We start from the raw sequence: 26,864 nt of genomic DNA, 5'->3' as shown, positions 1-26,864 counted from the left end.
GCTCAAAGGGCAGGAAATCTCACGCCTTTTTCAAATCGGGCCATTTTGCGCTTGGAAGCGCTGGCTAACCGGCTACACCAGCGACGCACTTTGATGAAAAAAGCCCTCCTCGCACTTGAAGATGGCCGCGTGTTCGAAGGCACGGCGTTCGGCGCCGAGGCCACCCACACCGGCGAAATCTGCTTCAACACCTCCATGACCGGTTATCAGGAGGTTCTGACCGATCCTTCTTATCGTGGTCAGATCGTTGCCATGACCTACACCCAGATCGGGAACTACGGCATCAATCCGCTCGATGCAGAGAGTGATCAGCCCCATGTCCGCGGCTTCGTCATCGAGGAGCTGTGCGCAGTGCCGAGCAACTGGCGCAGCACCCAGAGTCTGCACGATTACCTCGTCGAGTGGGGCATCCCAGGCATTCAGGGGATCGACACGCGTGCCCTCACCAAGCATCTCCGCACTCGGGGAGCGATGCGTGCGGTCATCACGAGCAGCGTCCTCAATACGGACGAGGCCGTCAAGCTGGCCGCCAGCAGCCCTACCATGGCTGGCAGTGATTATGTCAAAGAGGTCAGCACCCAGACGCCCTATCTTTGGGACCCTGAAGGCACCGAAAGCCGTGCCTGGGACATTCCCAGCCCCTCCCAGAAGCGTGAAGGCGGTGCTACGGGTGCTTTTCATGAGCTCCCGCCAGCGACGCGTCACATCGTCGCCTACGATTTCGGCATCAAGCGCAACATCCTGCGCTCACTGCGCCAATCTGGCTTCCGCGTCGATGTCGTCCCCTCCACCACCTCTGCGCAAGAGGTCCTCGCCCGGAATCCTGATGGTGTTTTTCTCTCCAATGGCCCCGGCGATCCTGCGGCGCTCGAGTACATCCACCAGGAGGTCCGTCAGCTCATCGGCAAAAAGCCCATCTTCGCCATTTGCCTCGGCCACCAGATCCTCGGCCACGCCTACGGCGGCCGCACCTTTAAGCTGAAATTTGGCCACCGGGGTGGCAATCAGCCGGTCAAAGACCTGCGTGATGGCCGTGTCGCGATCACCAGCCAGAATCATGGTTTTGCCATCGACCCCTCCAGCCTCCCTGGCAATGTGGAGGTCACGCATATCAACCTCAACGACGGCACCGTCGAAGGCATGCGCCACCGCGAAGCCCCCGTCCTCAGTGTCCAATACCATCCAGAGGCTGCTCCAGGCCCGAACGACGCGAAGTACTTCTTCTCCGAGTTCGCCCGGATGATCGACAAGGCGTAAACGTGCCTCCAACACCGAAAATCCGCCGATGGGAGGAAAATCAGTGCTTATTCACCAAAAAATCGGGAAGATGTGATTACGCTGCGGAACGTGAGGGCGATGGCCAAGCGATTGGGTTTTGCTGCGCACGAAGCCTTATTGTGGGCTGGCTTTAAGCACTTGGTGAGCCGGGCGACATCTCGCTGTGCGGTATCGAGCAGGCCCGTGAGTAAATGCCGCAAAACCTTGCCAGAGGCGGCTGGGGCGATGGTGCGGGCACTTTTCATGCCGCTGATTCAAGCGATTCGGGCCATCGGCGGCAAGAAAGTGTTGTTCACATTCTGCTGGCCGGATTGGGGATAAGTGTGCCCGCTGGGCTGTCTAGGGCTCAATCTTCCCACACTTTCAGCAGCTCGACCTCAAAGATGAGGGTCTCGTCGGGGCCGATATCGAGGCCAGCACCGCGTTTTCCATAAGCGAGGTGGCTGGGGATGAAAAAGCGTGTTTTGCCGCCTTCCTGCATGGTTTGGAGCCCCTCGGTCCAGCCTTTGATGACGCGATTGAGTGGGAATTCTGCGGGCTCGCGGCCTGCGAGGTAGCTGCTGTCGAATTCGACGCCATTGATGAGCGTGCCACGGTAGTTCACGACGACGGTGTCGGTGGCCTTGGGCCGTTTTCCGGTGCCAGGGGTGAGGATGAGGTATTGGAGGCCGCTGGCAGTCGTGGTGACGCCGGGCTTGGAGGCATTTTCAGTGAGGAAGGCTTTGCCGATGGCTAGAGCGGACATGGGGCAGGGGATGGAGGGAGTGCAGAAATGTGGCGCTGGGATGAATTAGTGTGAGGCGTGATCGCTGGGCTCATCTGGCGGATCGGTGTCCTCGATCTTGGCGGCGTCGCGGAGCTGGGTGACAAGCAGGTGGAATTTGGCATCGCGATGCTCCTCGATGATGCGGTTCGCGACCTGATCGTGGACTTCATCAAAAGGCTTCGGCTGTGGTTCTTTCCGGCCCAGGAGGGTGCAGATGTGAAAACCGAGCTGCGTGGTGAAAACGGGGCTGATTTCGCCTTTCTCCAAGCTGAAGGCGATGGTTTCAAACTCCTCCATGAACTCACCGCGCTTGAACCAACCCAGGTCGATCTGCTGCTGCTCATCCAGGCGGTGCTCCTGCGCTAGCTGCATGAAATCTGCCCCATCGAGCAACTGGCGGCGGATCTGGCGCATGGCTTGATAGACATCTTTGCGATTCGTTGCGCCCTGGAGGTTCTTGGTGATGTGGGCGGCGTGGACTTCCTCTTCGGTGAGGTAGAGAGTGTCTTTTTGGGCCTCGTAGGCGGCGCGGATGTCGGCCTCGGATGGAGTTGGCTCTGGGGCGTAGGTTTGTTGGAGCAGCTTGTCCAGCCGCACGCCAGAGGCCAGATTCTCACGGATGGCGGCCTTGTCAGCCACGGGCATGCCGATCTTGAAGTAAAACTCCTGCTCACCGCCAGCTTCAGCGATGAGTTTTTCCAGTCGCAGATCGACATCGGCATCACTGACATCAGGGAAGGCCCGCCGGGCCTCCTGGCCTAGTAGGACACGGGAGGAGATGTTCTCCTTCGCGGAGGCGCGGAATTCTGGGTCACGCTCGCAGCAGGCGACTTGGAGAGTGCGCTCGTGCCATCCTTTGATGTCACGGAATTCTGCTTCGATGATTTCGTCGTCAATATGCTCGCCGTTGATGATAAGTGCCATGGGGCGGCGATCTTGGGCGCAAATGCATTGGGGCGCAAGGTTTGACAAGGCAAGCGCAGTGGCCTACTTCGACCTGAAAAGCCTATGATGAATGACCTACTGAAAATCTGGCGCGGGGTGAGTGCCACCGCCCTGCTCGTGCTGCTGAGTGCCTGCGGGTCCACACAGGACACGGGTATCCGCAGCGGCAGCAGCACCTATTATGCAGATGCGGCAGTGCCGCGTGCCGTGCCCATCACTCGGGAGCAGCTCTCCCAGGGAGACAGTGGGCAGCGCATCACGCCTGCCTATGCCACGCCCTCATTCATGCGTGATGTGGAGCCTACCTCTGCCTTCCTAGCCTCTGGGCCAGACATCTTTGCGCAGTCGTATCTGCTGCTCGATGCACGCACGGGTCGCCACCTCGCGGGCCAAAATGCGGAGCTGCCTCGCCCGGTGGCCAGTACGCAGAAGCTCGTCACCGCCCTCGTCGTGCTGGATGCGGGGAATCTCGATAAGCTCGTCCGCGTCTCCGCCAGTGATGTCGCCGTGGAGCCAACGCGGCTCGGTCTGCGTCCAGGTGAGGTCTATTCACGCCGCACCCTCCTCTATGCCTTCCTCATTAAAAGCGCGAACGATGTCGCCAATGTCCTCGCACGGGATAATGCGGGCAGCATCTCCGCCTTTGCCGCCAAAATGAACGCCAAGGCACGCTCACTCGGCTGCCGTGACTCCTACTTTGTCAATCCGCACGGGCTCACCGCCCCTGGTCAGCATAGCACTGCACGCGACATGGCTCGTATCGCCATGATGGCCTACCGCCACCCCACCATCCGTGACATCGTGAGGCGCAAATACTTCTCCTTCCGCCGTGCGGATGGCCGCACCGTGACCCTAGAGAATACCAACGATCTCCTCGGTCGGATGCCTGAGTGCAACGGCATGAAAACTGGCTACACCAATGCCAGTGGCCGCTGCCTCATCTCCACCGCCAGCAGCCGCGGACGTGACGTCATCCTCGTGCAGCTCGGTACCAAGACGAAGTACATCTGGAATGATGCCCGTATCATGATGACCTGGGGGCTCCAAAGACTGTAAAAACACATTTCCTGACGCCATGTTTGAGGCGCTTTCCGCTACAAGCTGTCCCACCATGTCTCTTATTTAATGCCTGCCGTATCCCTCATCTGCCCACACTGTGAAAAACCTGTCGAAGTGCAGGTCGCAGGTGTCACGCGCACACGTCCCTGCCCATCCTGCGGGGAAATGCTCGTGCTACAAACCACCGAAAAAAGCACCAAAGCCCGCCGCCGCGCCCTCCTCATGGGCGGCGTAGTCCCAGAAGTCACGACCGAGAGCAAACTCAGCATCCCGCACCAGGTCAAAAAGGCCCCTCCTGCCACATCGGCACCAGCTTCACCAGCAACACCAGCTTCACCAGCTGCGCCGCCGTCCCAGCCCGCACCCGAAGCATCCGCAGAGAAGCCGACCACCACCACTACTCCTTCAGCAGCAGCAGAAGCCCCGACTGAGGAGTCTGCACCACCGACGCCGACCGATCCGCTCCGCAGCTTGAATTTCACCCCCTCGCACGAGCCCCAGGTGCTCGCTGGTGATGCCTTTGACCGCATGCGCCTCGACCCCGAAATCAAGGAGTTCCGCCAGCGCCTCATCCTCGGAGCCAGCCTCGTGCTCATCGCCATCATCATCGCCGTCCTGCTGGCCAAATATACCCACAACCGCGCCAAACAATCCGCCCCACAGCTCTCACCCGCAGAGGCCGCCGCCGTCCTCGCCACCAAAGCAGAGCCCCCCCCGCCACCCGTGCCAGAGGGTAGCCTCGTCTTTAGGCCACCAGGACAAAAAGAGGACATCCAAGCCGCCCTCGCAGAGAAGCCCATCACCAGCGCAGATTCCAACATGGAGGCCAATCTCTCCGTCCTAGCGCTGAAGCAATTCCTCTCCTCCACCAAGTGGCAAGACCGCGCCACATGGTCACGCCCCGTCGAGGGGCTCCAGAAGCAAATGGAGGCCTACTACACCGATCAAGCCGATGGCGCCATCCCCGTCGAAAGCATCATCCAGGCTCGTGAAGCCGAAGAAGGCTTCTACCATCACGCCGTCGTCTTCGAAGGTGGTGCCAGCCGCCCAGCCTACGTCGAGCAGAGCCCCAAAGGCCCCCGCGTGGACTGGGCATCCTTCGTCGGCCTCTGTGAAAAGCCCTGGCACACCATCCAGACCGAAAAACCCACCTACCCCATCCTCGTCCGTGTCATGGTCGCAGACGCCTTCTATTATGAGGGCTTCTTTGGCAATCCAGGCCTGCTCAAATGCGTCGAGCTGATCCCCGTAGGTCCACCAGGCACGACCTCCATCCACGGCTACTGCGAGCGGCAGGGAGAAATCGCTCAAAAAATTGAATTTTGGCAGCGTCAGCGCAACAAAAAGCCCTTCCCACTCACCCTCCGCATCAAATATCCCAGCTCCTCCACATCCCCCCGGCAGGTCTGGGTCACAGAAATCGTCAAAGAAGGATGGCTCATCCCCTGATAGGCCGTTGTCCCCCCTAATAGCAAAAAAGTTCGGAGTAAGCGCAAGAATGGCTCAAAGAACTCGTAATTCCCTCGTCTTTTCCCCAAAAACGCTACAACAACATCCATGAAAATGCACCCCAACTGCCAGGGTAACCACCTGGACCTCCGTTCCGGCGCCAGCCGCCGTGACTTCCTCTATGTCGGTATGGCTGGCAGCCTCGGCCTCACCCTTCCAGACATGCTGCGCCTCCAGGCCGCCCCAGTGATGCCTGATGTGGAAAAATTCAAGGCCGTCGCTGACTCCGTCATCCACATCTATCTCCCTGGTGGCATGGCTCAGCACGAATCCTGGGACCCGAAGCCCTTTGCCTCCCCGGAATACCGCGGCCCTTTCACCCCGATCAAAACGAGCCTCCCAGGTGAATACGTCGGCGAAAAATTCGCCAACATCGCCAAGATCATGAACAAGCTCACCGTCATCCGCAGCATGACCCACGGTGAAGCCGCCCATGAACGTGGCACCCACAACATGTTCACCGGCTACCGCCCTAGCCCAGCGATCAAGTTCCCCAGCTTCGGCTCCGTGGTCAGCCACGAGCTCGGCATCCGTAACAGCCTGCCTCCCTACGTCGTCGTCCCGAACGTCTCCGTTCCTGAGCAGGGCACCGGCTACATGAGCAGCGCCTTCGGCCCCTTTGCCCTCGGCAGCGACCCCGCTGACAAAGGCTTCACCGTGCGTGACCTCCTCAGCCCCAAAGACATCGACCAAAAGCGCTTTGACCGCCGCCGCAGCCTCCTCGGCACCGTAGATGAGCACTTCAAAAACGCCGAGAAGTCCGACGCCATCAACGCCATGGACAGCTTCTACCAGAGTGCCTACAACCTCATCAGCAGCAGCCAGGCACGCGAAGCCTTCGATCTCAGCAAAGAATCCGACAAGCTGCGTGACGAATACGGCCGCAACACCGCCGGTCAGCGCTTCCTCCTCGCCCGCCGCCTCGTCGAAGCCGGCGTCCGCATGGTGAGCGTCACCTACGGTGGCTGGGATCACCACAGCAACATCAAAGGCGCTTTTGAGGGCCAGGCCCCGAACTTCGATCAGGCCTTCGCACGCCTCATCACCGACCTTTCGGACCGTGGCATGCTCAAGAAGACTCTCGTCATCGTCAGCTCCGAATTCGGCCGCACACCGAAGATCAACGGCACCAATGGTCGTGACCACTGGCCCCGCGTCTTCTCCGTCGCCATGGCGGGCGGTGGTGTCAAAGAAGGCTACATCCACGGTGCCTCCGACGCGCTCGGCTCTGAGCCAGACCGCGACGCCGTCGGCCCAGAAGACCTCGCCAAGACGATGTACCGCCTCCTCAGCATCAACAGTGAAAAGCGCATCATGTCCGACGGCAACCGCCCGATCGACATCGTCAATGGTGGCCGCATCATGACCGAGCTCCTCGCCTAATCCTGCACCGAGCAGCATCTCACCAACAAAAGCCCGGACATCATTTGTCCGGGCTTTTTTTGCTCAAACGCTCGGAGAAGTACCGAAGAACTTGTTCAAAGCGCAGCGGATGAACCTTATCCAACGCAATGGCCCGCCGAGCATCCGTGATAGTGACGGATTATTTGAAATTACGCTTGCGCCTGCATCGAGAAGCGCCATCATCCGCGCACTCAAATCTCGCGGGTGTAGCTCAGTGGTAGAGCACTTCCTTGCCAAGGAAGATGTCGCGCGTTCGAATCGCGTCACCCGCTCCATTTCTTCAAAGAAATGGACGCCGTCCCCAGTCCGCAACACAGGTATTCCATGCACATTTGGTCCAAACTCTCTGCCTCAAAGTGGGCTGACGCCTGGGAAGAACGTTTCGCGGGTGCTACGGATGTGAATCTGGTCATCACGAGCATCCCTGGCCGTGATACCGTGCGTGTGGAAATCTACTGTCCCACAAAAAGGCGAGCCGACTCGATCCAAAAAATGTGGGGAGGCAGTGTGCGTGAGCTGAAGAATCAAAATTGGGCCGCCATGGCCTCCAAGGCCACTCCGCCGCTGAAGGTGCGTGAGACCTTCGTCATCACCACCGCACGCAATGAGGCCGAAATCGCCAAAAACCGCCGTGAATATCCTGGACGCGAAATCATCGCCATTCCGGCCGATATGGCCTTTGGCACCGGACATCATGAAACGACTTCCACCGTGCTGAGGCTGCTGGTGGATGCTGCAAAGCCCCTCCAGGCTGCCAAACGTCCCTGGAGCCTCGCGGACTTGGGCTGTGGCAGTGGCATATTAGCCATCGCGGCGATGAAGCTCGGTGCAAAGGATGCCTGGGGCTGTGATTACGACCCTGCTGCCGTGCGAATCTCCAAAGAGAACGCCAAGCGCAATCTCACGCCGAAGATCCGCTTTGAGCGTGTCGATGTGCTGGAGTGGACACCACCGCGCCAGTGGGACATCGTCGCTGCAAATATCTTCCATGATGTCTTGGAAGCCGCTTTCCCGCGCATCGCGGCAGCCGTGGCTCCAGGCGGACTGCTCATTTTATCTGGCATCCTACACACTCAGGCAGACACCTGCCTCAAAGCCGGCAAAAAAGCAGGATTCAAGCCCACAGAAGTCATTCGCCGTGGCAAATGGGTCACCATGATCGGCAAGGTGCGTGGAAAGTAACGAAGGACTTCGCATCTGAAGCGTCCTCGATCCTTCCGCGTTCTTTTCACCACAGAGCACACGGCAGAACACAGAGTTCCTTGGTTCTTTGTTCTTGGTTCTTGGTTCTTGGTTCTTGGTTCTTGGTTCTTGGTTCTTGGTCGTTGAATGTTGAGCGTTGAATGTTCGATGTTGAACGTTCCTTCCCCGTTCTTTTCACCACAGAGGTCACGGAGGAGCACAGAGTTCGGAGTCGGATCACTTGGCAGTGGGCTTTATTCGCCTTGCTCATGATCTTGCTCTTCATCTCACTCTCTCCCTTAAGCGCGGAGCACCAGGTGCTTGCGGCGCGGAGGCATCGAGGACGAGTCGGAGTAGGAGGACGAGTCGGATCACTTGGCAGTGGGCTTGCTGAGTCTTGCTCATGATCTTGCTCTTCATCTTCATCTCTCAACGAGTCGCGGAGCATCGGGTGCTTGCGGCGCGGAAGCATCGAGGACGAGTCGGAGTAGGAGGACGAGTAGGATCACTTGGCAGTGGGCTTTCCTCTATCCTCTATCCTCTATCTTCTCCTCCCCCGGCCCTCACCGCCGCAGAGCATTGACGAGGTTATTGTAGGCGTTGCGGAGGGATTCCATGTCGGGTTCGGCCATGGGGGAGTCGAGGGTGGTCACGTTGTTGGAGTTGTTGCTGCATTGGCTCAGGGTGTTTTGCTGGGCGTTGTTGAGGTCGGTTTGGGTCACTTCGCCGGGGATTCCTTGCGGGCCTTGGATGCCGTCGTTGCCGCGTGGGATGGCAAAGGTGAAGTGCACGTTCGTTCCATCGAAGCTGACGCTGACGGTGGCGTTTTGGCCGGGATCGAGCGTGTTGACGTTATCCACGACCGCGCTGGCAAAGGGCGGGCCTTGGGGGCCTGTGCCGCCATCGTTGCCGTTGGTGCCCTGGGGGCCTTGTTGGCCCTCTGGCAGGCCAAAGCTGAAGTGCAGCACGCTGCCATTGAGGCTGATGCCGACACTGGCAGCGCTGCCCGGTGGTAAGGTGCTGACGCTGTCCACTTCGGCGCTGGTGATGCCGTTCTGGATCGCGTCGATGAGGTCTTTGAGGCTGTTGAGCTGCGAACGCATCTGCACCGCGTCGATTTCGGTGCCCGCTTGGGGGATGTTGGGGTCGTAGGGCATGACGGGTTCTTCGTTATTGGTTCTTGGTTATCTGACTCCGCCTCCGTCTCCTACTCCGCCTCCATGAAGCCGCAGAGTTCTACCACAGAGGTCACGGAGGAGCACAGAGGGGGGGAGGGTTCGTGGTTCTTTGTTCTTGGTTGATTCGCTCGGCCTCGATCCTGCGGCGTCGTTTTTACCACGGATGAACGGATGGTTTCACCACGGATGCTACGGATGGGGTAAGAGTACTTGGTTCGTTGTTCTTGGTTGATCCGCCTCCCTGATGCTAGAAGAGTTCTACCACAGAGAGCACGGAGAGGCACAGAGGGGGGGGGCTTGGTTCTTGGTTCGTTGTTCTTGGTTGATTCGCTCGGCCTCGATCCTGCGGCGTCTTTTTTACCACGGATGAACGGATGGTTTCACCACGGATGATACGGATGGGGTAAGGGTTCGTTGTTCTTGGTTGATCCGCCTCCGCCTCCTTGATGCTAAAAGAGTTCTACCACAGAGGGGCACGGAGAGGCACAGAGGGAGAAGATAGAAGATAGACGGGGAGTGGTGAGACGTGGAGAGCGGCTGCGCCGCGAGAGTCTCCTCTTCTCCAAGTCTCTGGCTAGACGCGGAGCTTCGGGGTGTCTGAGACGTCTTAGAATCGAGGACGAGTAGGATTTTGCTCCGCCCTTACGGACTGATCGTCACTTTGGCGACGTCGCACCAGTCTCCGTTGCCTTTGCCGTCGTCCCAGAAGCGGGCGCGGTACTCGCGGATCTCCGCCTGCGTGGGCACCAGCAGGGGGCGCTCGTCTAGGTAGGGGCTTTTCGTCACGATGCCCATCTGCACCCAGGCTCCCGCTCCCCGGCGGCTCTCCACGATGACGCCCTGGTGCCCATCTTTGTAAAAGGACACCCGCGCACACTCGCAGTCCGGTCCCTGCTCCGCCGTGACCTTGATGCGCGGCGTCGCGCTCGGCAGCGGCTCCGGTGCCACACTGCCCACGATCCCCAGGTCCAGTCCGATCGCCTCCGTGTAGCCCGGACGCGCCTTGATCAGTTGCGCCAGCTTGAAGGTGCGGTCCAGCGCCCCCGGCTTCACTCCGGTGATCCCAGCGGGCATGGTGGGCGGCACAGGCACCTGATGCGTCGGAAAGACGTAGTTCACGCTGCCCAATCCACTGGAAAGCGTCTCCAGACTGGAGGTGCAGGACGGCGCAAAGTCCCGCACACTCACGATCCAGTCGCCCAGCGCATAGGACAGCGTTTGGTTATCCGCCACGGCGCTGTCCACTTCGGCCGCGGCCAGGGCCAGCGGTGCGGCGTAGCCGGGGAGCTTCGACGCCAGATTGCTATGCCACTCCGCCTGATCGCTGAGCAGCCTTGGATAGTAGGGTTGTCGTTTCATCTTGGTATGGTGGGTTGTCGTGTTTTCATTGAATGGAACCACCGGCACGGCCGCTGGCCCCCAAAGTTGACCGGACGACCACGTCGCCCCGCTGTTCCACTGAGCCATCAGCCAGCCCTCCGGGTTAAAGTGTGAGAGACGATGAGAAGAGGACACGATGAGACGCGAGCCTTTGGAAGCCGCGAGCGTGAGGGAATGCGCTGCGCCAGACAGCGGATTTGCTGCCGCACCTCCTCCAGCAGCGGCGACCAGCCGACACCGAGTTTTTCGGCCCGTTTTGGCAAAGAACATTTCCTCTCTGCACAGGTGCATTCTGGCGCTGCACCTTGCCATTCCCGCGTTGCCAAAGTGCACCGCTCCGCTGCCTTTTGCCATTCCTGCGCTGCCAAAGCACATTCTGGCGCTGCATCTTCCCATTCCCGCGTTGCCAAAGAACATTCTGGCGCTGCATCTTCCCATTCCCGCGCTGCCAAAGAACCTTTCGGCGTTGCACCTTGCCATTTGGGCCCTGCAAAAGCGCAGACCCACACCGCACCTTCACCCGCCCGCACTGCCAAAGAACCTTGCCGCGCTGCACCTAGACGCGGCAGCAGTGTCAAAGCACGTCTCCGTTCTGGAAACCGCCCCGCAGCCTTCATCGCCCACTTCCGGCCCTCAGGCTCCATGCCCTTCGCCCCGTGTGCCAGACTGGGAGACTGGGAGTGGATGAGACGAGGAGAAGTCGCGTTCATGGGCGCATTTTCTCACTGCCTCGGCATCCGTAAACGTCGCTATAGCGACAGTTCCGCGTCCAGGCAATGCTGCGCCAGTAAATCGAAGGCATGCAGCCGCATCCCCAGGCACTCCGCCACAGGGTCCCAAACATCCGCCGTGGCGATCTTCTTCATCGCCAGCAGTTCCGAAAGCATCGGCCTCGAAACATGGGAGTGATCCGCCAGCTCGCTGATATTCCAGTCCAGCTCCATCATGCAAGCCCGCAGCGCCAGCACCTGCCCCGCACAGATGTCACGATGCCCCTCCTCCCGGCAGCGACAGATCACCTGCGCCGGAGTCAGCGAAAACGACGGTTTGTGCCTCATGCCACACAGCGGCGACCGCGTCAGTCATCCCCGCCCTCCCACGGTTTGAGGTTTCTCCGGCCGCCTCGTGCCCAGACTGGGAGACTCGGAGACTTGGAAAAGCGGAGAGCCTTCCCTTGAACGTTCAACGCTGAATGTTCGTGGTTCAGGGTTCTGGCCCGCTCCCTTGTCTGCTTTGTCTCGCAAGTCCCCTCCGTCTTGCCTGCTCGTCACCGCTTCTCCTGCTCTAAAAGTCTCTCGGCGCTGCCGCCCTCCTTGTCTCAAAGTCTCCCCCTCCGGCTTGTCCCTATCCCTCCGGTCACGCGACCGGTTCCGCCTTGAAAACGTCTTCGCCTTCATGATCCAGGTGGGTTGAGGTCGTGGTTATAGCAGACCTGTCACCCATTTGGGAAGAAGAAAGTAGAACAGTCGCCGCCGCCAAAAGGGTGAGACAGACACTCTTGACTGTCCGCCATTCAGCTGCTTGCCCAGGCGCCACCGAGCAGACAGGAGTGTCTTCATAAGATCCATGCTCTTTCGCCGTAATCCTCAGGTCCTCGTCTCCACGTCATTTGACTTCCGGTCCGAAGACCGGGAACTGTGGCGAGAGTAAGACGCTTTCGCCTGCATGACTCTTGCCATGATTGGATGGCACGCGATGGTTCATGACCTCGGCGATTCGTCTATTGGCAGAACTGCCAATAAACCGCACTTTCTTTATTTATTTATTGATCGAATTCAAAGTCTTGCCTTCGGATTCATTCCCCGCTTGGATAAGCAAAATACCCGCATGGTTTACCTGAACAGAAGATCCAACATGCCAGAATATCGAATCTCATTATGGTCACTAATTTCTTCCCAATCAAGTTTCCATTCTCTGAGTTCGATGTTCAGCGAGTTAACTACTCGTATGAAAAGCTCAAGGAGCTAAGGACTCGATACAATTCCTCCTCCTCATTCTTCCGGCACGGAGATCACATTTATATTTCACCAAGAAAAGGTGAGGACTTATCTCTGGGAGATGTAATCCGTTTACAGGTTGCCCAACACACAGATGTGCTTTCTTCGATGGTCAGGCATCTTCTGTTTCGGACCTTTCGCGATGCGTTTCCAGCACTCGTTCCGGAAGACTTTGCTCCGCTCCGTTTTCCATCGCGTAAAAAAGAGCACGATCCGATGCAAAAGCTGCTGTCATTAGATCTGGCTAAAGTAGTTCAGTTTCCACGAATTAACGAAGTTCATGTGCGAAGTATTTTAGAAAAAGACCAGCCACGTGTAGGTCTTCTGGTTGTTTGTAGGCACCGGTGGCGCATGGGCGCTTCATTAACTAAGCTTCAGGCCGAAGGATTTAATTTAGTGGGTTGCAGTGTATTGGAATCTATTGCGATTCCCGGTCTTGAGGGTGTGCTGGCACCTGACGAGTCACTCCTTGGCGAAATTGAAGAAATTCAAGGGGATATGGCTTTGGTGCGGACCAATTCGGGCATCGAAACACGTCCACTAGACGCCTTGGTATTGCAGCGGACTCATGAACAAATTGGTCGTTATCTCGAATCCCAGCTTGGGGCAACCAAGGTCACTGCCATTTTTAGACGTTTGCGCGATTTAGAAGGAGAACGCGTCAAAGCAGGCGCGCACTATTTCGAGGTCACGCGCGTTGCGGATTGGTTTTCACAGCAGACTTATGAAAATGCTGATGGCTTCACATTCTCGGTTGAGCGATCACCCACCCTTGCGTCGTCGACGCTCCCACTTGAGCCAACCAAGCTCGTGTTTGACTATAGCCCTGGAGCTGCTGCCTCTCGTCCGCTCAGTGGGTTGTCTAAATTTGGCCCATTTGATTCGAGTCGTTTTGACCGAAAGCGTCCACGCATTTTGGCCATTTTTCATCATCGGAATCATGGAGCAGCGACCAAATTCTTGGCTCAGCTGATAGATGGGATTCCAACAAGTTCTTACTTCAAGAAAGGCCTTCGCGACCTGTTCCGCCTTCATGAGGTTGATTACGCAATAAAGGAAATTAATGCGAGTTTTCCCGAGGATTATGAGAGAGCAATTGACGATGCCGTCAAGGAGGCTGGTTCGAATAAGTTCGAGCTCGCTTTAGTCGAGTGTCCTGTCGACTCTGCTTCATTCCCTGCGGCTCAGAATCCATACTACCGTGCCAAGGCGCGTTTGATGAGTTATGGAATATCTGTGCAGTGCGTCCGCCAGGAACATTTGCGTATGGAGCCGCGGGAGCTTGCTTGGACACTTGGACCAACCGCCTTGCAAATTTATGCAAAGCTCGGCGGCATCCCATGGCTGCTTCCAGGTAGCCAAAGCGTTGACGCAGAGTTGGTCGTTGGCATAGGCAACACGATCCAGCGCCCAAATCTTTGGAGCGGTGCTGAGCAGAGCCGTGTTGTTGGTCTTACGACTTTTTTCCTTGGTGATGGGCGTTATTTGATGGGGCAGGAATTAAAGAGCGTGCCTTATGCAGAGTATTTTGGGCAGTTACTACATAGCCTAGAGGAGTCGCTAAAATTCGTCTCAATGGAATACGCTTGGAAGGAAGGCAAAACTGTGCGGCTAGTTTTTCACGCCTTCAAACCTCTGAAGGATGTGGAGGTCGATGTGGTTGCGCAACTGGTGAAGCGATTTCCGCAGTTCAAAATCATCTACGCTTTTGTAACGGTTTCTACAAAGCACCCTTGGATGATGTATCAAGGCATTTCAGAACAAGTCGGCCATCCCCAGCTCACACTCTGTGAACGTGGAGCAAATTTGATTCTCGATCATCATTCATGTTTGATACAATTGCGCGGCGATAGTGACCGACCAAACAAAAAGCATAGAGCACCATCTCCTGTGCTCTTGCGCCTTCATGAAAAGTCCACATACATCGACCTTGCTTATATTTCGCAACAAGCATTGGATTTCTCGTTCTTAAACTGGAGAAGCTTCTACCCATGTGAATTGCCGGTCACAATTTTCTACTCTAGCCTCATGGCTGAGATGAGCGCAAAACTTCAGCGGATAAAAGGTTGGAACCCGGTGTTTCTTGATCAACATTTTCGGAGGAAAGCATGGTATCTCTAAGCGAGCGCGATGCTGTCACTCAGCAGGCTAAAGATGACGTGGAAATGCGTGCAATGTATGCATTTTTATTCGGGGCGTCATTCGACTACTGTAGCGAAACAGCTTTCCCGCATTCGGACTTACTCCGCGCGGTCGTGAGGGCCGACGTAGACGCCTTCAAGCTAGAGGTGGCTAATTATCAAAAACGGCGTACAAGTGAGGGAAGCAGCTGGTATGAGAACGATTCGCTAATTTTTCTCCTTCTGGTTGGTTGTGAAAAATTTGAAGTTGCTATGGGGTTCCTTGAGCCGATTCTTTCCGCACGGGAGCGAAATACGAATCCTATTCCAAAGCAGGTCAATGAGGTTTTTCGAGCCGTGTTACGCAAAAACCATGGAATGGAAAGTCCATTAGGCTTTATCAAGCTGCCACTGCTCAATCTTGCTGGACGGCTTGAACTTTCGAGTGAGGCAGCACGCAAGGTATATGGCGAACTGACGTTCCCCGGAACCTTCACTCAGCTCACCCCTTTTCTGCAACTACTTGCCCTTCGCGCCTTCGATCTAGTATTGTTGGAAAGACGACCCCATCCAATCGAGAACTTCGACGCCCTGGTAAAGGCGTTGGAAACTTACAAAGAGCATGCAAGTTTGGGGCAGGCCTGTAAGCTACTGTGGGCATTGCCTTACAAGTGGATTCTCGGCACGCTCTCAACTGTTGCCATGATTATTACGTTTGTTTTTGGACTCGGGCAGCGTGTTCCATCAGGAACCCCTCCCCGAGGACTACCAGTAGGATTGCAAATGGTGTCATTTGATGACGCCATGATCCACAAGATGCCTGTTGTGAATGCGCTGGCCGGCCAGTTTTTGTCTAATCGTCCAGAGAATGAGACTTGGCTAGCCTTGGCGATTCAAACTTCATCGTTAGGTGCTGCGGCTGGTAAGTTCTCTGTGGAAGTATCGACTAGTGCTGGGACTATGCTTGGCGCTCAAACATGGCTGGTCCATCCCACAGAAAGTGGGAGCATACCAGCTTTGCTTCCGAACCAACACAGCGAGAAGTGGGTGCGCACCTTTGCCGAAAGTGGTGAAGCCAATGACCACCTCATAATTGTGCTGTACGTTCAACCTTCTCAGTCAACAACGATTGCCCAACTTGCCTCGACTATTGTGCTAAGAACACTGAATTGAGAAAAGCTCGGGCGCGCTGTGAGGAAAACGGCGGCAGGCTACAACACTCTGAGAAATCATCACCTCAGCAGCCCAGCGCTCCTCAGCCGCTGGGCCAGCGCCCACTGCCACTCCCCCCATGGCATCTCGTTTGCCGATGTTCATCTTCAAGGGCCTCAGCTCCAGATTGGTGATGACGTGGTCCAACCGCCTGTCCACGGACGATGGCCGCCTTTTCCTCCGACTCCGAGCCGGACTACGGATGGGACGGATGGAGTGATCCATCAGCGCTTAGGACGCAGAAAATCAATGGCATCTACCATGGTGCGTCGAGCTTCCGGCGGGCTGGCCTCTAATAGCCTCGCCGCCGCCTCCTCTAGGGAGAGTGAGCCGCTTCGCATTTGTGCTTTTAACTCACGGAGCAGATTTGTTTGAGGTGGGGGGCGTCGATCACTCATAACCAGCGGAATTTTTGCAGCTCCATCTTAACTGCCACACACACCCATTCAAAGTCCTCTTTTTCCCAGGAGCGGGCCGCATCATCCGTCATCATCCGTCCGATCCGTGGTTTCAGCGTCGGGGAAGGAACGTTCAACATCGAACGCTCAACGTTCAAGAACCAAGAACGACGAACCAAGAACCAAGATGAAGAGCGAGAGCAAGAGCAAGAAAGGGAAGCTCTGTGCTCCTCTGTGATCTCTGTGGTGAAAAAGGACGGGGAGGGAACGTTCAACATCGAACATTCAACGCTCAAGGACCCAGAACCAGGAACGACGAACCAAGAACATCTTCCCTCTGTGGTGAAAAGGACGCTGAAGGATCGAGGACGAGGACGAGTAGGAGGACGAGTCGGAGGCGGAGGCGGAGGAGGAGGAGGAGGAGGCGGCGGAGTAGGAGGCGGAGTAGGAGGCGGAGGCGGAGGCGGAGTAGGAGGCGGAGGAGATGCATCATACCTCTCACACACCGACCCAGCTCTTGGATTTGGAGCTTTGGAGGATGGCTTCGCAGAGTTTGACTTCGTGGTGGCCGTCGGCGGCGGTGGCGAAGAGGGGCTCGGTTTTTTTGCCGCTGGCGATGTGCTCATAGACGGCGCGGTAGTGCATCTTATGGGCATCGCTGAAGCCCTCGGGGTGCCCGCCGGGGTAGTCAGTGAAGTTGGCGACGTCTTCCAGGAAGCCGGGGGTGCCGCGTTGCAGCACTTGATTGGGTTCATCGCGGCGACCGACGTGGATTTCGTTCGGTTGCTGGAGGTCCCAGCGGACGCTGCCTTGGGTGCCGTAGATGCCAAAGCTGAGGCTGCATTTCCAGCCGGCGGCGACTTGGGAGATGCTGGCATTGGCATGGACGCCGTTGGCGTGGCCATGTTTGGCTTTGCCGAATTTGAGGAGCACGCTGCCGAAGTCTTCGGTATCGACTTTGTAGTCGATCATTTTGGCGGGATCGACTTTGGCGAAGGTCTGCACCTCGCCTTTGGGGCGCTTGCGGGTTTTATGGAAGGTCTCGATGTGGGCGAAGACGTTGGTGGCCTTGGCTCCGAGGACGAAGCTGACGGCGTCGATCCAGTGGGTGCCGATGTCGCCGACGGCGCGGAGTTTGCCGCCTTCGCTGGCGAGCACGCGCCAGTTGTAGTCGGTTTCATGCAGCAGCCAGTCTTGGAAAAAGTGGCCTTGGACGTGGATGATCTGGCCTAGATCCCCGCGGGCGATCATGGCCCGCATTTGCAGGATGGCGGGGAAGAAGCGGCACATGTAGTTCACCGCGAAGACGGGGCCTTTTTTGCCGCCTTTGCGCACGGCTTCGACGACGAGCGCGGTTTCCTGCGTGGTCATGCCGAGCGGTTTTTCGCAGATGACGTGCTTTCCCATTTCCAGCGCCTGGAGGCACTGCTCGACGTGGACTTTGTTCGGTGAGGTGATGTGGACGACGTCGATGTTCGGGCTGGCGTACATGGCCTCGTGATCGTAGTCGCCATAGACCTCAGGGATGCCCCAGAGCTCGCCGGTTTTGCGTGCGCTCTTGGAGGAGCCGCAGATGCCCTGGACGGGGATGCCGAGGCGCTTCAGGGCCTCGATGTGCACGGGGCCGATGAAGCCAGTGCCGATGATGCCGGCGCGGAGGTGGTGGAGAGGGGTCATGTTTGGAAAAAGGGAGTGGAGAAGGCAGGAATGGCGTGGGAAGGGCAGGGGCGCAAGGTGTGACGGCAAGAAGCCGGTCCGCGCTGCGTTCTTTGCCGCCCCCTCCTCTCCAACATGCGTCCCCGCCTCCTTTTTGTCTCTGCCGTATTGCTCTCGTCCGCTGCGCTAGCTGCTGCGCAGGATCGGCCGAAGAAGGTCAAGGTCTTCACCGCTGCGAAGCCTGCCTTTAGCCCCGATCCGAAGACGCCCGCCTTTGATGCGGCGGCGGTGAAGCCGGATCACCTGGATACGAGCATGTTTCAGGTGCCCGAGGGGCTGGAAGTGAGCGTGTGGGCCACCTCGCCACAGCTTTTTAATCCGGTGAACATGGACATCGACCACGCAGGCCGCGTCTGGGTCACGGAAGGGGTGAACTACCGCCGCCACAGTGGGCGCAGCCGGGAAGGGGACTGCGTGCGGGTGCTGCAGGACACGGATGGTGATGGGAAGTGCGATAGCAGCCATGTTTTCGTGCGGGAGAAGGCGCTGGAGTGCCCGATGGGTGTCGCGGTCTTTGATAACGTGGTGTTTGTCTCCAATACACCGGACTTGATCAAGTACACGGATGTGGACCGCGATTTGAAATTCGATCCCGCTGTGGATAAGCGTGAGATTTTCCTCACCGGCTTTGAGCAGCCGCAGCATGATCACAGCCTGCATGCGGTGTATGCGGGGCCAGATGGCCGCCTGTATTTCAGCAATGGCAACTGTGGGGCACTCTTCAGTGATAAAAGCGGTGCGACCTTCCGCATCGGCGGCGCTTATCTGAACAATGACTACACGGGCGAGGCGAGCGATGACGGGCATGTCTATGTCGGTGGTTTCACGGCCAGTATCGACCCCAGTGGGCACCGTGCCCGCATCCTGGGCTACAATTACCGCAACAGCTTCGAAGGCGTGCGCACCAGCCTGGGGGACATGTTTCTCAATGACAATGATGATCCTCCTGCCTGCCGTGTGAGTCACCTCATCGAAGGCGGCAGCTTCGGCTTCTTCTCACGGGATGGGAAGCGTCAGTGGCGTGCGGATAAGCGGCCTGGACAGACCATTCCGCAAGCCGAGTGGCGTCAGGATGATCCAGGGAGCATCCCGCCCGGTGATGTGTATGGCGGTGGGGCACCCACAGGCATGTGTTTTTATGAAAATGGTGCTTTGGGCGAAAAATGGAACGGACTGCTCCTGAGCTGCGAAACCGGCCGAAACGTGGTTTTTGGCTACTTGCCGAAACCGGACGGTGCAGGCTTCAAACTGGAGCGAATCAACTTCTGCACCACCAACACCACCGGTGTCTTCAAAGGCAGTGATTTCGTCGGAGGAGCGAAAAACCTCTCGGATGAGCGACAGACGCTGTTCCGGCCCAGCGATGTGTGCGTGGGTGCCGATGGCGCGATTTACATCACGGATTGGTTCGATAAGCGCACGGGTGGCCACCAGGATACGGACGAGACATGCAGTGGGACCATTTACCGCGTGGCTCCGAAGGGCTTCAAGCCCGTGCACAGCAAGCTCGATCTCGCCACGGTGGCTGGGCAGCTCGATGCGCTGCAATCGCCCGCCAACAATGTGCGCCATGTCGGCTTCACCCGGCTGAAGGAGGCCGGAGATGCCGTGCTGCCCGAGCTGGTGAAGATCCGCGATAGCAACATGGACATCCATGTCGCTGCCCGTGCCGTGTGGGTCATGGCGCAGCTCGGTGATCGTGGCCTCATCGCCACGCGGAGCTGGCTGGAGTCCGATCATGCCACCAAGCGCCTCGTCGCCATCCGCGCGATCCGTGCGGCCACGGATGACGGCATCGACATCGTCGCGAGCATGGCCTCAGACGCCTCTGAGGCCATCCGCCGTGAAGTGGCCGTGTCGCTACGTGATGTGCCGGTGGCGCAGAGCCTGCCTTTGCTCAAAAACATGGCGCGGCATCTCGATACGGGAGATCGCTCTGCTCTGGAGGCATGGGGGATCGGCTGCACGGGCAAGGAAGAAGAGGTGTGGGCTGCTGTGAAGCCTGCGGCAGACTGGAGCGATGAATTTGCCCGCATCACCTGGCGGCTGCATCCTGCTGCGGCGGTGCCCGAGCTGCAAAAGCGTGCTCTCAATGGCAAGCTCACCTCCGCACAGCGGAAGCTGGCACTCGATACGCTGGCCTTCATCCCAGACATCTCCGCAGCCCGTGCCATGATGGCGGTGGCAAAGGATAAAAACGCTCCCATCCACGGAGATGCCATGTGGTGGCTCATCAAGCGCTCGACCGATGAGTGGAGCGGCTTTGGTATCGCCGCAGAGCTGAAGAAGGAAGGCATCTTTGACCCTGATAGCGCCAAGCTCACCGCCATCGTCAATCCACCTGCCGCTGCGCCTGCCTACTCGCTGGCAGATGTGCTGAAGCTCACTGGGAACGCGAAGAATGGTGCCCAGCTCGCCACACGCTGTGTGATGTGCCATCAGCTCGGTGGCCAGGGGGTGGAGTTCGGCCCGGCGCTGGATGGCTGGGGCCGCAGTCAGCCCACAGAGATCATCGCACAGGCCATCATGGAGCCGGGCAAGGACATCGCGCATGGCTTTGAAGGCCATGAAATCAATACGAAGGACGGGATCACCATCCACGGCATGGTTTTGAGCGAGGGGGACATCCTCATCGTGCGTAGCATGGGTGGCACCACCCAGTTCGTGCCGAAAAGCCGTGTGAAAAACCGCCGCAAGCTCGATCAGAGCCTCATGCTCGGAGCCGCACAGCTCGGGCTCAGTGCCCAGGATGTGGCGGACATCACCGCCTTTCTCCGTGCGGCTGAGTAAGTGCGATCAAGCATGCATGATCGCGTCTGGTGACTTGTAGGAATCAGGCGGGGGGCTTTCCTGCGATAGAAAGCCCCGATCCGCTGCGCATCATGCAGACACGTTTTATGAAGACACTCCAGAACGAGCTCCATTCCGAGTACCGCCACTACCTGAAGCGCCGGTGGTTTTTCAAAGAATGCGGCGTGGGGCTAGCCAGCATCGCGGCACGCGATCTGATGGCCCAGGAGGTGCCGCCGCTCTCCATCAAGCAGCCTGGCTATCTGCCAAAGGCGAAACGCGTCATCTATCTCTTCATGGGCGGTGCACCCAGTCATCTGGAGCTTTTTGATCACAAACCAGAGCTCGCCAAGTGGGATGGCAAGCTGCCGCCTGCGGAGCTGCTGAAGGGCTACCGTGCTGCCTTCATCAATCCGAATAGCAAGCTGCTGGGGCCGAAATTCAAGTTCGCACGGCATGGGCAGTGTGGCGCAGAAATCTCTGAGCTGCTGCCGCATACGGCGAAGCTGGCGGATGATCTCACCATCGTGCGATCCATGAAGACGGATGCCTTTAATCATGCGCCCGCGCAGATTTTGATGAGCACGGGCTCCATGCAGTTCGGGCGGCCCAGTTTTGGTGCCTGGACGCTGTATGGTCTGGGCACGGAGAATCAGGATCTGCCGGGCTACGTGGTGATGCAGTCCGGGCAAAAGGGGCCGAGCGGTGGACTCTCGAACTTCGGCTGCGGATTCCTGCCCACGGTGTATTCCGGCGTGCCGTTTCGCAGTGCGGGTGATCCAGTGCTCTTTCTGAGCAATCCCAAAGGCATCGACGAGGCCACGCAGCGAGACACGCTGGATGTGCTGAAGCAGCTCAATGAGGAAAAACTCGCGGCGACAGGTGATCCAGAGATCGCCACACGGATCAATAGCTTCGAGCTGGCCTATCGCATGCAAAAGACCGCTCCTGAGGTCATGGACATCTCCAAAGAGCCCAAGCACATCCTCGACATGTATGGTGCGAAGCCCGGTGAGGGCTCCTTTGCCAATAATTGCCTGCTCGCACGGCGCCTGATCGAGAGTGGTGTGCGCTTTGTGCAGCTCTTTCATGAAGCCTGGGATCATCATGGCGGCCTCGTGGGTGGGCTGAAGACACAGTGCCAGCTCACCGATCAGCCCGCCGCAGCGCTGGTGCGTGATCTGAAGCAGCGCGGCCTGCTGGAGGATACACTGGTCATCTGGGGCGGGGAATTCGGCCGCACACCGATGGTCCAGGGCGGCACGGATGGCCGTGATCATCATCCGAATTGCTTCAGCATGTGGTTCGCGGGTGGTGGCATGAAACCGGGGCTCACCTACGGCCAGAGTGATGAGTTCGGCTTCAATGTGACGCAGGATGCCGTGCATGTGCATGATCTACATGCCACGCTGCTGCACCTACTGGGCTTTGATCACACCAAGCTCAATCGGCGCTTCCAGGGGCTGGATATGCGGCTCACAGGTGTCGCCGGTGAGGTGGTGCCTGCGCTGCTGGCTTGAGCTTTTTATTGCCCAGCTTCACGCGTGCCGCTGCCCTTTGGCATTTTCATCAGGCTATCGCCCAATTCGGCGCGGATCGCTTCTGCGTGCTTTTGCAGCCGCGCGAGTTCTTCTGGCTGCGCTGCGGCTAGATCGCGTGATTCGCTGATGTCGGCGTAAACATCGTAGAGCTCGGCCTTTTCGATGATTTGCTGCTTGTAGAGCACGGGGATGCCGCCGGTGGCCTTTTCGGTGACGCCCTGCATGCTACGATACTTGTGGGGGAGATGCAGCTTCCAGCGTCCATCGCCGCTGGTGATGGCCTGGAGCTGATTTTGCTCGTAGTAAAAGGCATAGAAGTCGTGCGGATTCTTGGCCTCTGGCTGGCCGCTGACGATGGGCCAGCAGTCTAGGCCATCGATTTTGTGGGTGGGGAGTGGAGCCTCGATCACACGGGCGATGGTGGGTAGCACGTCGATGGTCATCATCATGCTATCGGTGGTGGTGCCAGCGGGGATTTTGCCCGGCCACTTCATGATGCCTGCGACGCGTGTGCCGCCCTCCCAGCAGGTGCCTTTGCCCTCACGCAGTGGGCCAGCGCTGCCTGCGTGGTCGCCATAGCTGAGCCATGGGCCATTATCCGAGGTGAAGATGACCCAGGTGTTGTCTTCGAGGCCGTTTTTCTTCAGCGCCTCCGTGATTTGGCCGACGGACCAGTCCACCTCCATCATCACGTCGCCGAAGAGGCCTTTGCCGGATTTGCCTTTGAATTTCTCACTCACAAAGAGCGGCACATGCACCATGCTGTGAGCGAGGTAGAGGAAGAAGGGCTTGTCTTTGTTCTTCTCGATAAAACGGACGCCGCGTGTGGTGTAGTCGGTGGTGAGATGGGTCTGATCCTCGGGGGTGACCTCGGCATCGACGATTTGGTCGTTTTCCACCATGGGGAGCTTCGGATAGGCCCCAGGCTTCGCCTGCGGGTGATAGGGCCACATGTCGTTGGAGTAAGGGATGCCGTAGTACTCATCGAAACCGTGCTTTACCGGTAAAAACTGCGGGAGTGAGCCCAGATGCCATTTTCCGACTGCGGCGGTGGCGTAGCCTTTTTGCTTCACCAGCTCTGCGATGGTCATTTCATCCTGGTGGATGCCATGTTTGGCACTAGGCCCGAGTGCGCCGTGGATGCCGACGCGGTTCGGATAACAACCCGTGAGCAAAGCGCAGCGGGAGGCGCTGCATACTGGCTGTGCGACGTGGAAATTGGTGAATTTCCGCCCGGTGGCGGCTAGGGCGTCGATGTTCGGTGTCTGATAGCCCTGGGCTCCAAAGCAGCCCACATCTGCATAGCCCATGTCATCCATGAAGATGATCACGATGTTCGGCGGACGCTGCTCTGCTGCCTGTGCGGTGAGCGAGACGAAAAACGAAGCGATGAGGAAGGCTAGAAAACGCATGGCGCAGAAAGGAACGCTCCTCTCTGCGCCAACATTCGTGAAAATAGACGATGGCTTCGGCCGTGTCTTAAATCTGCTCCAGCAAGTAACGGATCAAGTCTGTGCTGGTGACCATGCCGACGAGCTTGCCACCATTGACGATGGGGAGGGAGTGGAAGTCACTTTTTGCGAGGATTTCTGCTGCTGCACGCACGGTGCCCGTTTCTTCCAGGGTCACGGGGCTTTTCTTCATCACATCCTCCAGCGTGAAGGTGTGATCGAGCGTGGCATCGACTGTGCGCTCATCGGTGCCAAAGGCATCTCCAAAGCTGATGCGCAGCACATCGCTCCAACTGATGATGCCGATGAGCTGGTCCCCATTGACGACGGGGATGTGATGGACGCCGTGCTCACGGACGAGTTTTCGCACCTTGGAGACAGGATCGCCGTGATGAACGGTGATCACATTGCGGGTCATGAGGTGGCTGATGGGGTCGTTGCGTTTCATAGGATGATTGTGGGCGTGTTGGGATGCCTCCTGTGTGGAGACCTATTCCATCATGCCGAGAGCAGACTTACCCGCTCCGCGTCTCTTGGGCATGCGTGGTCAAATGTTGTCGGGAGACAAATGAAGGCCGCCACCAGTCCTGTGGGGAAATAAAAAGCCCGCGTCCAGTGAAGGACGCGGGCGTGGGCAGCGGATCTGCGCTGAATTAGGCGACGATGGGGTGCAGGTTGTCTTTGCACCACTGGCCATTCTGCTTGGTGACACCATCGGGGTCATCCACGGCGCAGTGAGCTTCATCTTCGCAGATGATCCAGCCTTCATAGTTCCGGGCGACGAGCCACTCGGTGATCTTATGGAAGTCGAGTTTGCCCGTGCCCATCTGGGCCCAGGGCTCGGCTCCATTGCCAGAGAAGTCCTTGTAGTGGATGTGATTGACCAGGTGCTGCCACTTATTGAGTGTGGCGATGACATCCATGCCACCACGGATGATATGGCCGACATCAGGCGTCCAGCCAGTGACTTTCGGATCGAGGCTGCTGAGGACGACATCGTAGTCCTCCTGAGTGCGGACCAGGGAGGCGGGCGGGCTGTTCGGGTGGTAGGAGCACTTCAGGCCGGCATCATGCGCACGCTGGGAGACCGCATTGATGTTTTTGGCCACATTGAGGCGGCGCTTTTGCAGATCTTTGGTGCGGCCAGAGGGCAGCGTCACGGTGCCGAGCATGGCTCCGGGGAAGTGCTTCAGGTAGTCGATGGCGAAGTCTGCGGCTTCCTTTTCATTCGGAGCCTCGGTTTCACCATCCCAGGCGCAAACGAGCGCGAGGCCTGCGAGTTGCATTTTGTGCTTTTGAAGGCTGTCCTTCATTTTGATGGGGTCGATCTGTGGGCCGAGCCAGTACTTCGAGCAGCCGAGAGCGCTGGTGGAGATTTCGAGCACCATCGGTTCGATACCGGTGAAGCCTGCTTCGGCGGCCACCTGGATCATGTGGTCGAGTTTATTGTCGTAGCCTTTGCCTGTGCCCTGCATGAACCAGGTATAGACTTCGGAGCCAAATTGGATTTTGCCCATGGATGTTAAGTGATGAGGTTGGAGTTTGGGAGGAATGAAAAATGCCCGTATCGAGCATTCGGCGTGAGTATTTGAGACGAGCGCTGCGGCACTGTCCAGAGACAAAACACGCGAGCGGCACTTCTCAGCGCGGAGTGAGTGCCCAATGACGACTGGCGAAGTCGAGATACTGCTTCCAATCGTAATCCGTGACGTCGTGGATGCCGGTGCGGTTATGGTAGCGGACGAAATCACCGACGGGGTGGTCGATGGGCGGTGGAGTGGCTGAGCTGAGGCCTTTTTTTCCGAATAAGGCATACACCGGACCAGCATAGTAACCGGAGAGGAATTCCCCCTTTTGATCCGCCCAGTGATCCTCCTCTGCACTGGCGATGTAGATGGGCCGTGGTGCCGCCAGGGCGATGAGCATGTGCTTGTCGATGGGGCAGGCAGCGGCGTTGCCAGCGTAGCTCGCGTATTTGGGGGTGAACCAGTGTGGGAAGGCTTTTGTGATGATCGCCGTCGTCTCGCCAAAGTCGCGGCGCATCAGTGCGGCACCGCCTTCGCCACTGTTGTTGGAGATGACGATGCCAAAGCGCTCATCCTGCACTCCGGCCCAGAGGGAGGTCTTGCCGAGGCGTGAGTGCCCGATCACCGCGAGGTGCTTGCCGTCGATCTGGGCGTCTGTTTGCAGGTAATCCGCGATACGGCTCAGGCCCCAGGACCAGGCACCGATCGCGCCCCATTCACCGTCTTTCCAGACCGTGGCGGCTCCTTCTTTGCTCACTGCTGCTCGCAGGCTGTCCTTCCAGCCGTCCACGTGATCGGGCTCGATGTCGCCGTAGTAGACGGTGGCGACAGCGAAGCCAGATTTGAGGATCATTTCCAGCGGCCACCGGCGGCTCTCCGTGCCACGAGCAGCCTCTGTGGCCTGATGATTCACGACTTGGTCCTTTTCTTTGCCCTCACGCATCCAGCGAGTGGAGAGCGGCACATCTGCCTCGGTGCTCACAGCGTGATTCCCACCGAAACTGAGGCCTGCAAAGCACGGCGCGGGCTTGGCGATGCCATTGGGGATGTAGAGCATCACATCCATGCCTGGCCAGGTGGGCCGCTCAGGCAGGGAAATGTGGATGAATTTCCGCGTCGCCAAACCACCGAGCGCATCTGCCTTCGTCCCAGTGATCTCGAATTTCGGATTGCCGATCCCCGCAGGCGTTTTGCCATACACATGCTCTTCAAACAGGCGCATGATCTCCGCCCGGCGATGCTGCGTCCAGTCCTCTGAAGAGACGGCCTTCAGATCGGGCAGGGGATGATTGCCGACCTTGGACTCATCGTAGTTCACTCCAGGGCGTGGAGTTTGAGCGAGGGCGGCAGAGGCAGCAGCGATCATGGAGAGGACGGTGAGGTGGCGCATGGGATGGAGTGGTGGGCTCAGG

General features: G+C 58.1%; 20 protein-coding genes and 1 tRNA gene. 10 read left to right on the top strand and 11 right to left on the bottom strand.

The annotated features are described in order from the left end of the window. Positions 1–93 precede the first annotated feature (93 nt). A complete protein-coding gene (gene carA, locus IPK32_04335) occupies positions 94–1,257 on the top strand; it encodes a glutamine-hydrolyzing carbamoyl-phosphate synthase small subunit (protein ID MBK8091224.1) in 1,164 nt (387 codons plus the stop codon). 367 nt (positions 1,258–1,624) lie between these two features. On the opposite strand, the gene IPK32_04330 is transcribed toward carA, so the two are convergent. Both IPK32_04330 and IPK32_04325 read right to left on the bottom strand, forming a co-directional pair. After that, positions 1,625–2,023 (bottom strand): FKBP-type peptidyl-prolyl cis-trans isomerase, encoded by a 399-nt coding sequence (locus tag IPK32_04330; protein MBK8091223.1) that lies wholly within the window; start codon positions 2,021–2,023, stop codon positions 1,625–1,627. Between the two features lie 45 nt (positions 2,024–2,068). Further along, positions 2,069–2,968: a peptidylprolyl isomerase gene (locus tag IPK32_04325; GenBank protein MBK8091222.1), complete on the bottom strand. Its 900-nt coding sequence runs from the start codon at positions 2,966–2,968 to the stop codon at positions 2,069–2,071. A gap of 84 nt (positions 2,969–3,052) precedes the next feature. Here IPK32_04325 and IPK32_04320 point away from each other — a divergent pair, with 84 nt between their 5' ends. The 5 genes from IPK32_04320 (at position 3,053) to IPK32_04300 (ending at position 8,143) form a co-directional block, all read left to right on the top strand. Continuing rightward, positions 3,053–4,045, top strand: a complete 993-nt coding sequence (locus tag IPK32_04320; GenBank protein ID MBK8091221.1) for a D-alanyl-D-alanine carboxypeptidase — start codon at positions 3,053–3,055, stop codon at positions 4,043–4,045. A 69-nt stretch (positions 4,046–4,114) separates the two neighbouring features. Further along, complete coding sequence (locus IPK32_04315) at positions 4,115–5,497, top strand: hypothetical protein (protein MBK8091220.1); 1,383 nt, start codon at positions 4,115–4,117, stop codon at positions 5,495–5,497. Positions 5,498–5,605: 108 nt separating this feature from the next. Continuing rightward, positions 5,606–6,940, top strand: coding sequence for a DUF1501 domain-containing protein (locus IPK32_04310; GenBank protein MBK8091219.1), 1,335 nt, complete (start codon positions 5,606–5,608; stop codon positions 6,938–6,940). A 221-nt stretch (positions 6,941–7,161) separates the two neighbouring features. Further along, positions 7,162–7,236: transfer RNA gene (locus tag IPK32_04305), tRNA-Gly, on the top strand. A gap of 49 nt (positions 7,237–7,285) precedes the next feature. Beyond that, on the top strand, positions 7,286–8,143 hold the full coding sequence (locus IPK32_04300; protein ID MBK8091218.1) for a 50S ribosomal protein L11 methyltransferase: 858 nt from the start codon (positions 7,286–7,288) through the stop codon (positions 8,141–8,143). A 563-nt stretch (positions 8,144–8,706) separates the two neighbouring features. On the opposite strand, the gene IPK32_04295 is transcribed toward IPK32_04300, so the two are convergent. The 3 genes from IPK32_04295 to IPK32_04285 all read right to left on the bottom strand — a co-directional run bounded on the left by IPK32_04295 (position 8,707) and on the right by IPK32_04285 (position 11,759). Continuing rightward, positions 8,707–9,300 (bottom strand): hypothetical protein, encoded by a 594-nt coding sequence (locus tag IPK32_04295; protein MBK8091217.1) that lies wholly within the window; start codon positions 9,298–9,300, stop codon positions 8,707–8,709. Between the two features lie 663 nt (positions 9,301–9,963). Continuing rightward, positions 9,964–10,680 carry a hypothetical protein gene (locus tag IPK32_04290; protein ID MBK8091216.1) on the bottom strand — a complete coding sequence of 239 codons (717 nt, stop codon included), beginning with the start codon at positions 10,678–10,680 and terminating at the stop codon, positions 9,964–9,966. Positions 10,681–11,450: 770 nt separating this feature from the next. After that, complete coding sequence (locus IPK32_04285; protein MBK8091215.1) at positions 11,451–11,759, bottom strand: helix-turn-helix transcriptional regulator; 309 nt, start codon at positions 11,757–11,759, stop codon at positions 11,451–11,453. Between the two features lie 819 nt (positions 11,760–12,578). Between IPK32_04285 and IPK32_04280 the strand changes: the two genes are divergently transcribed. After that, positions 12,579–14,819, top strand: a complete 2,241-nt coding sequence (locus tag IPK32_04280; GenBank protein ID MBK8091214.1) for a hypothetical protein — start codon at positions 12,579–12,581, stop codon at positions 14,817–14,819. Beyond that, positions 14,807–15,991: a hypothetical protein gene (locus IPK32_04275; GenBank protein ID MBK8091213.1), complete on the top strand. Its 1,185-nt coding sequence runs from the start codon at positions 14,807–14,809 to the stop codon at positions 15,989–15,991. Before IPK32_04280 ends, IPK32_04275 begins: the two co-directional genes overlap by 13 nt. 729 nt (positions 15,992–16,720) lie before the next feature. Here the strand turns inward: IPK32_04275 and IPK32_04270 are convergent. After that, positions 16,721–16,921 (bottom strand): hypothetical protein, encoded by a 201-nt coding sequence (locus tag IPK32_04270; GenBank protein ID MBK8091212.1) that lies wholly within the window; start codon positions 16,919–16,921, stop codon positions 16,721–16,723. Between the two features lie 5 nt (positions 16,922–16,926). After that, on the bottom strand, positions 16,927–18,105 hold the full coding sequence (locus tag IPK32_04265; GenBank protein MBK8091211.1) for a Gfo/Idh/MocA family oxidoreductase: 1,179 nt from the start codon (positions 18,103–18,105) through the stop codon (positions 16,927–16,929). A 303-nt stretch (positions 18,106–18,408) separates the two neighbouring features. On the opposite strand from IPK32_04265, the gene IPK32_04260 reads away from it, so the two are divergent. Both IPK32_04260 and IPK32_04255 read left to right on the top strand, forming a co-directional pair. Beyond that, positions 18,409–20,934, top strand: a complete 2,526-nt coding sequence (locus tag IPK32_04260) for a c-type cytochrome (GenBank protein MBK8091210.1) — start codon at positions 18,409–18,411, stop codon at positions 20,932–20,934. Positions 20,935–21,041: 107 nt separating this feature from the next. Then, positions 21,042–22,454 carry a DUF1501 domain-containing protein gene (locus IPK32_04255; GenBank protein ID MBK8091209.1) on the top strand — a complete coding sequence of 471 codons (1,413 nt, stop codon included), beginning with the start codon at positions 21,042–21,044 and terminating at the stop codon, positions 22,452–22,454. A gap of 5 nt (positions 22,455–22,459) precedes the next feature. Here the strand turns inward: IPK32_04255 and IPK32_04250 are convergent, their stop codons facing one another. From IPK32_04250 to IPK32_04235, 4 genes are all read right to left on the bottom strand, one after another. Continuing rightward, a complete protein-coding gene (locus IPK32_04250) occupies positions 22,460–23,887 on the bottom strand; it encodes a sulfatase (protein ID MBK8091208.1) in 1,428 nt (475 codons plus the stop codon). A gap of 67 nt (positions 23,888–23,954) precedes the next feature. Further along, the gene (locus IPK32_04245; GenBank protein MBK8091207.1) at positions 23,955–24,374 is read right to left on the bottom strand and encodes a CBS domain-containing protein; all 420 of its coding nucleotides are present in this window, start codon (positions 24,372–24,374) and stop codon (positions 23,955–23,957) included. Positions 24,375–24,579: 205 nt separating this feature from the next. After that, complete coding sequence (locus IPK32_04240; protein MBK8091206.1) at positions 24,580–25,443, bottom strand: TIM barrel protein; 864 nt, start codon at positions 25,441–25,443, stop codon at positions 24,580–24,582. A 124-nt stretch (positions 25,444–25,567) separates the two neighbouring features. Then, on the bottom strand, positions 25,568–26,842 hold the full coding sequence (locus IPK32_04235) for an acetylxylan esterase (GenBank protein ID MBK8091205.1): 1,275 nt from the start codon (positions 26,840–26,842) through the stop codon (positions 25,568–25,570). Positions 26,843–26,864: the final 22 nt, after the last annotated feature.

This window comes from Verrucomicrobiaceae bacterium, assembly GCA_016713035.1.
Taxonomy (GTDB): Bacteria; Verrucomicrobiota; Verrucomicrobiia; order Verrucomicrobiales; family Verrucomicrobiaceae; genus Prosthecobacter.
The sequence above is the reverse complement of the archived record's forward strand: the minus strand, read 5'-3'. Positions and strand labels throughout refer to the sequence as shown.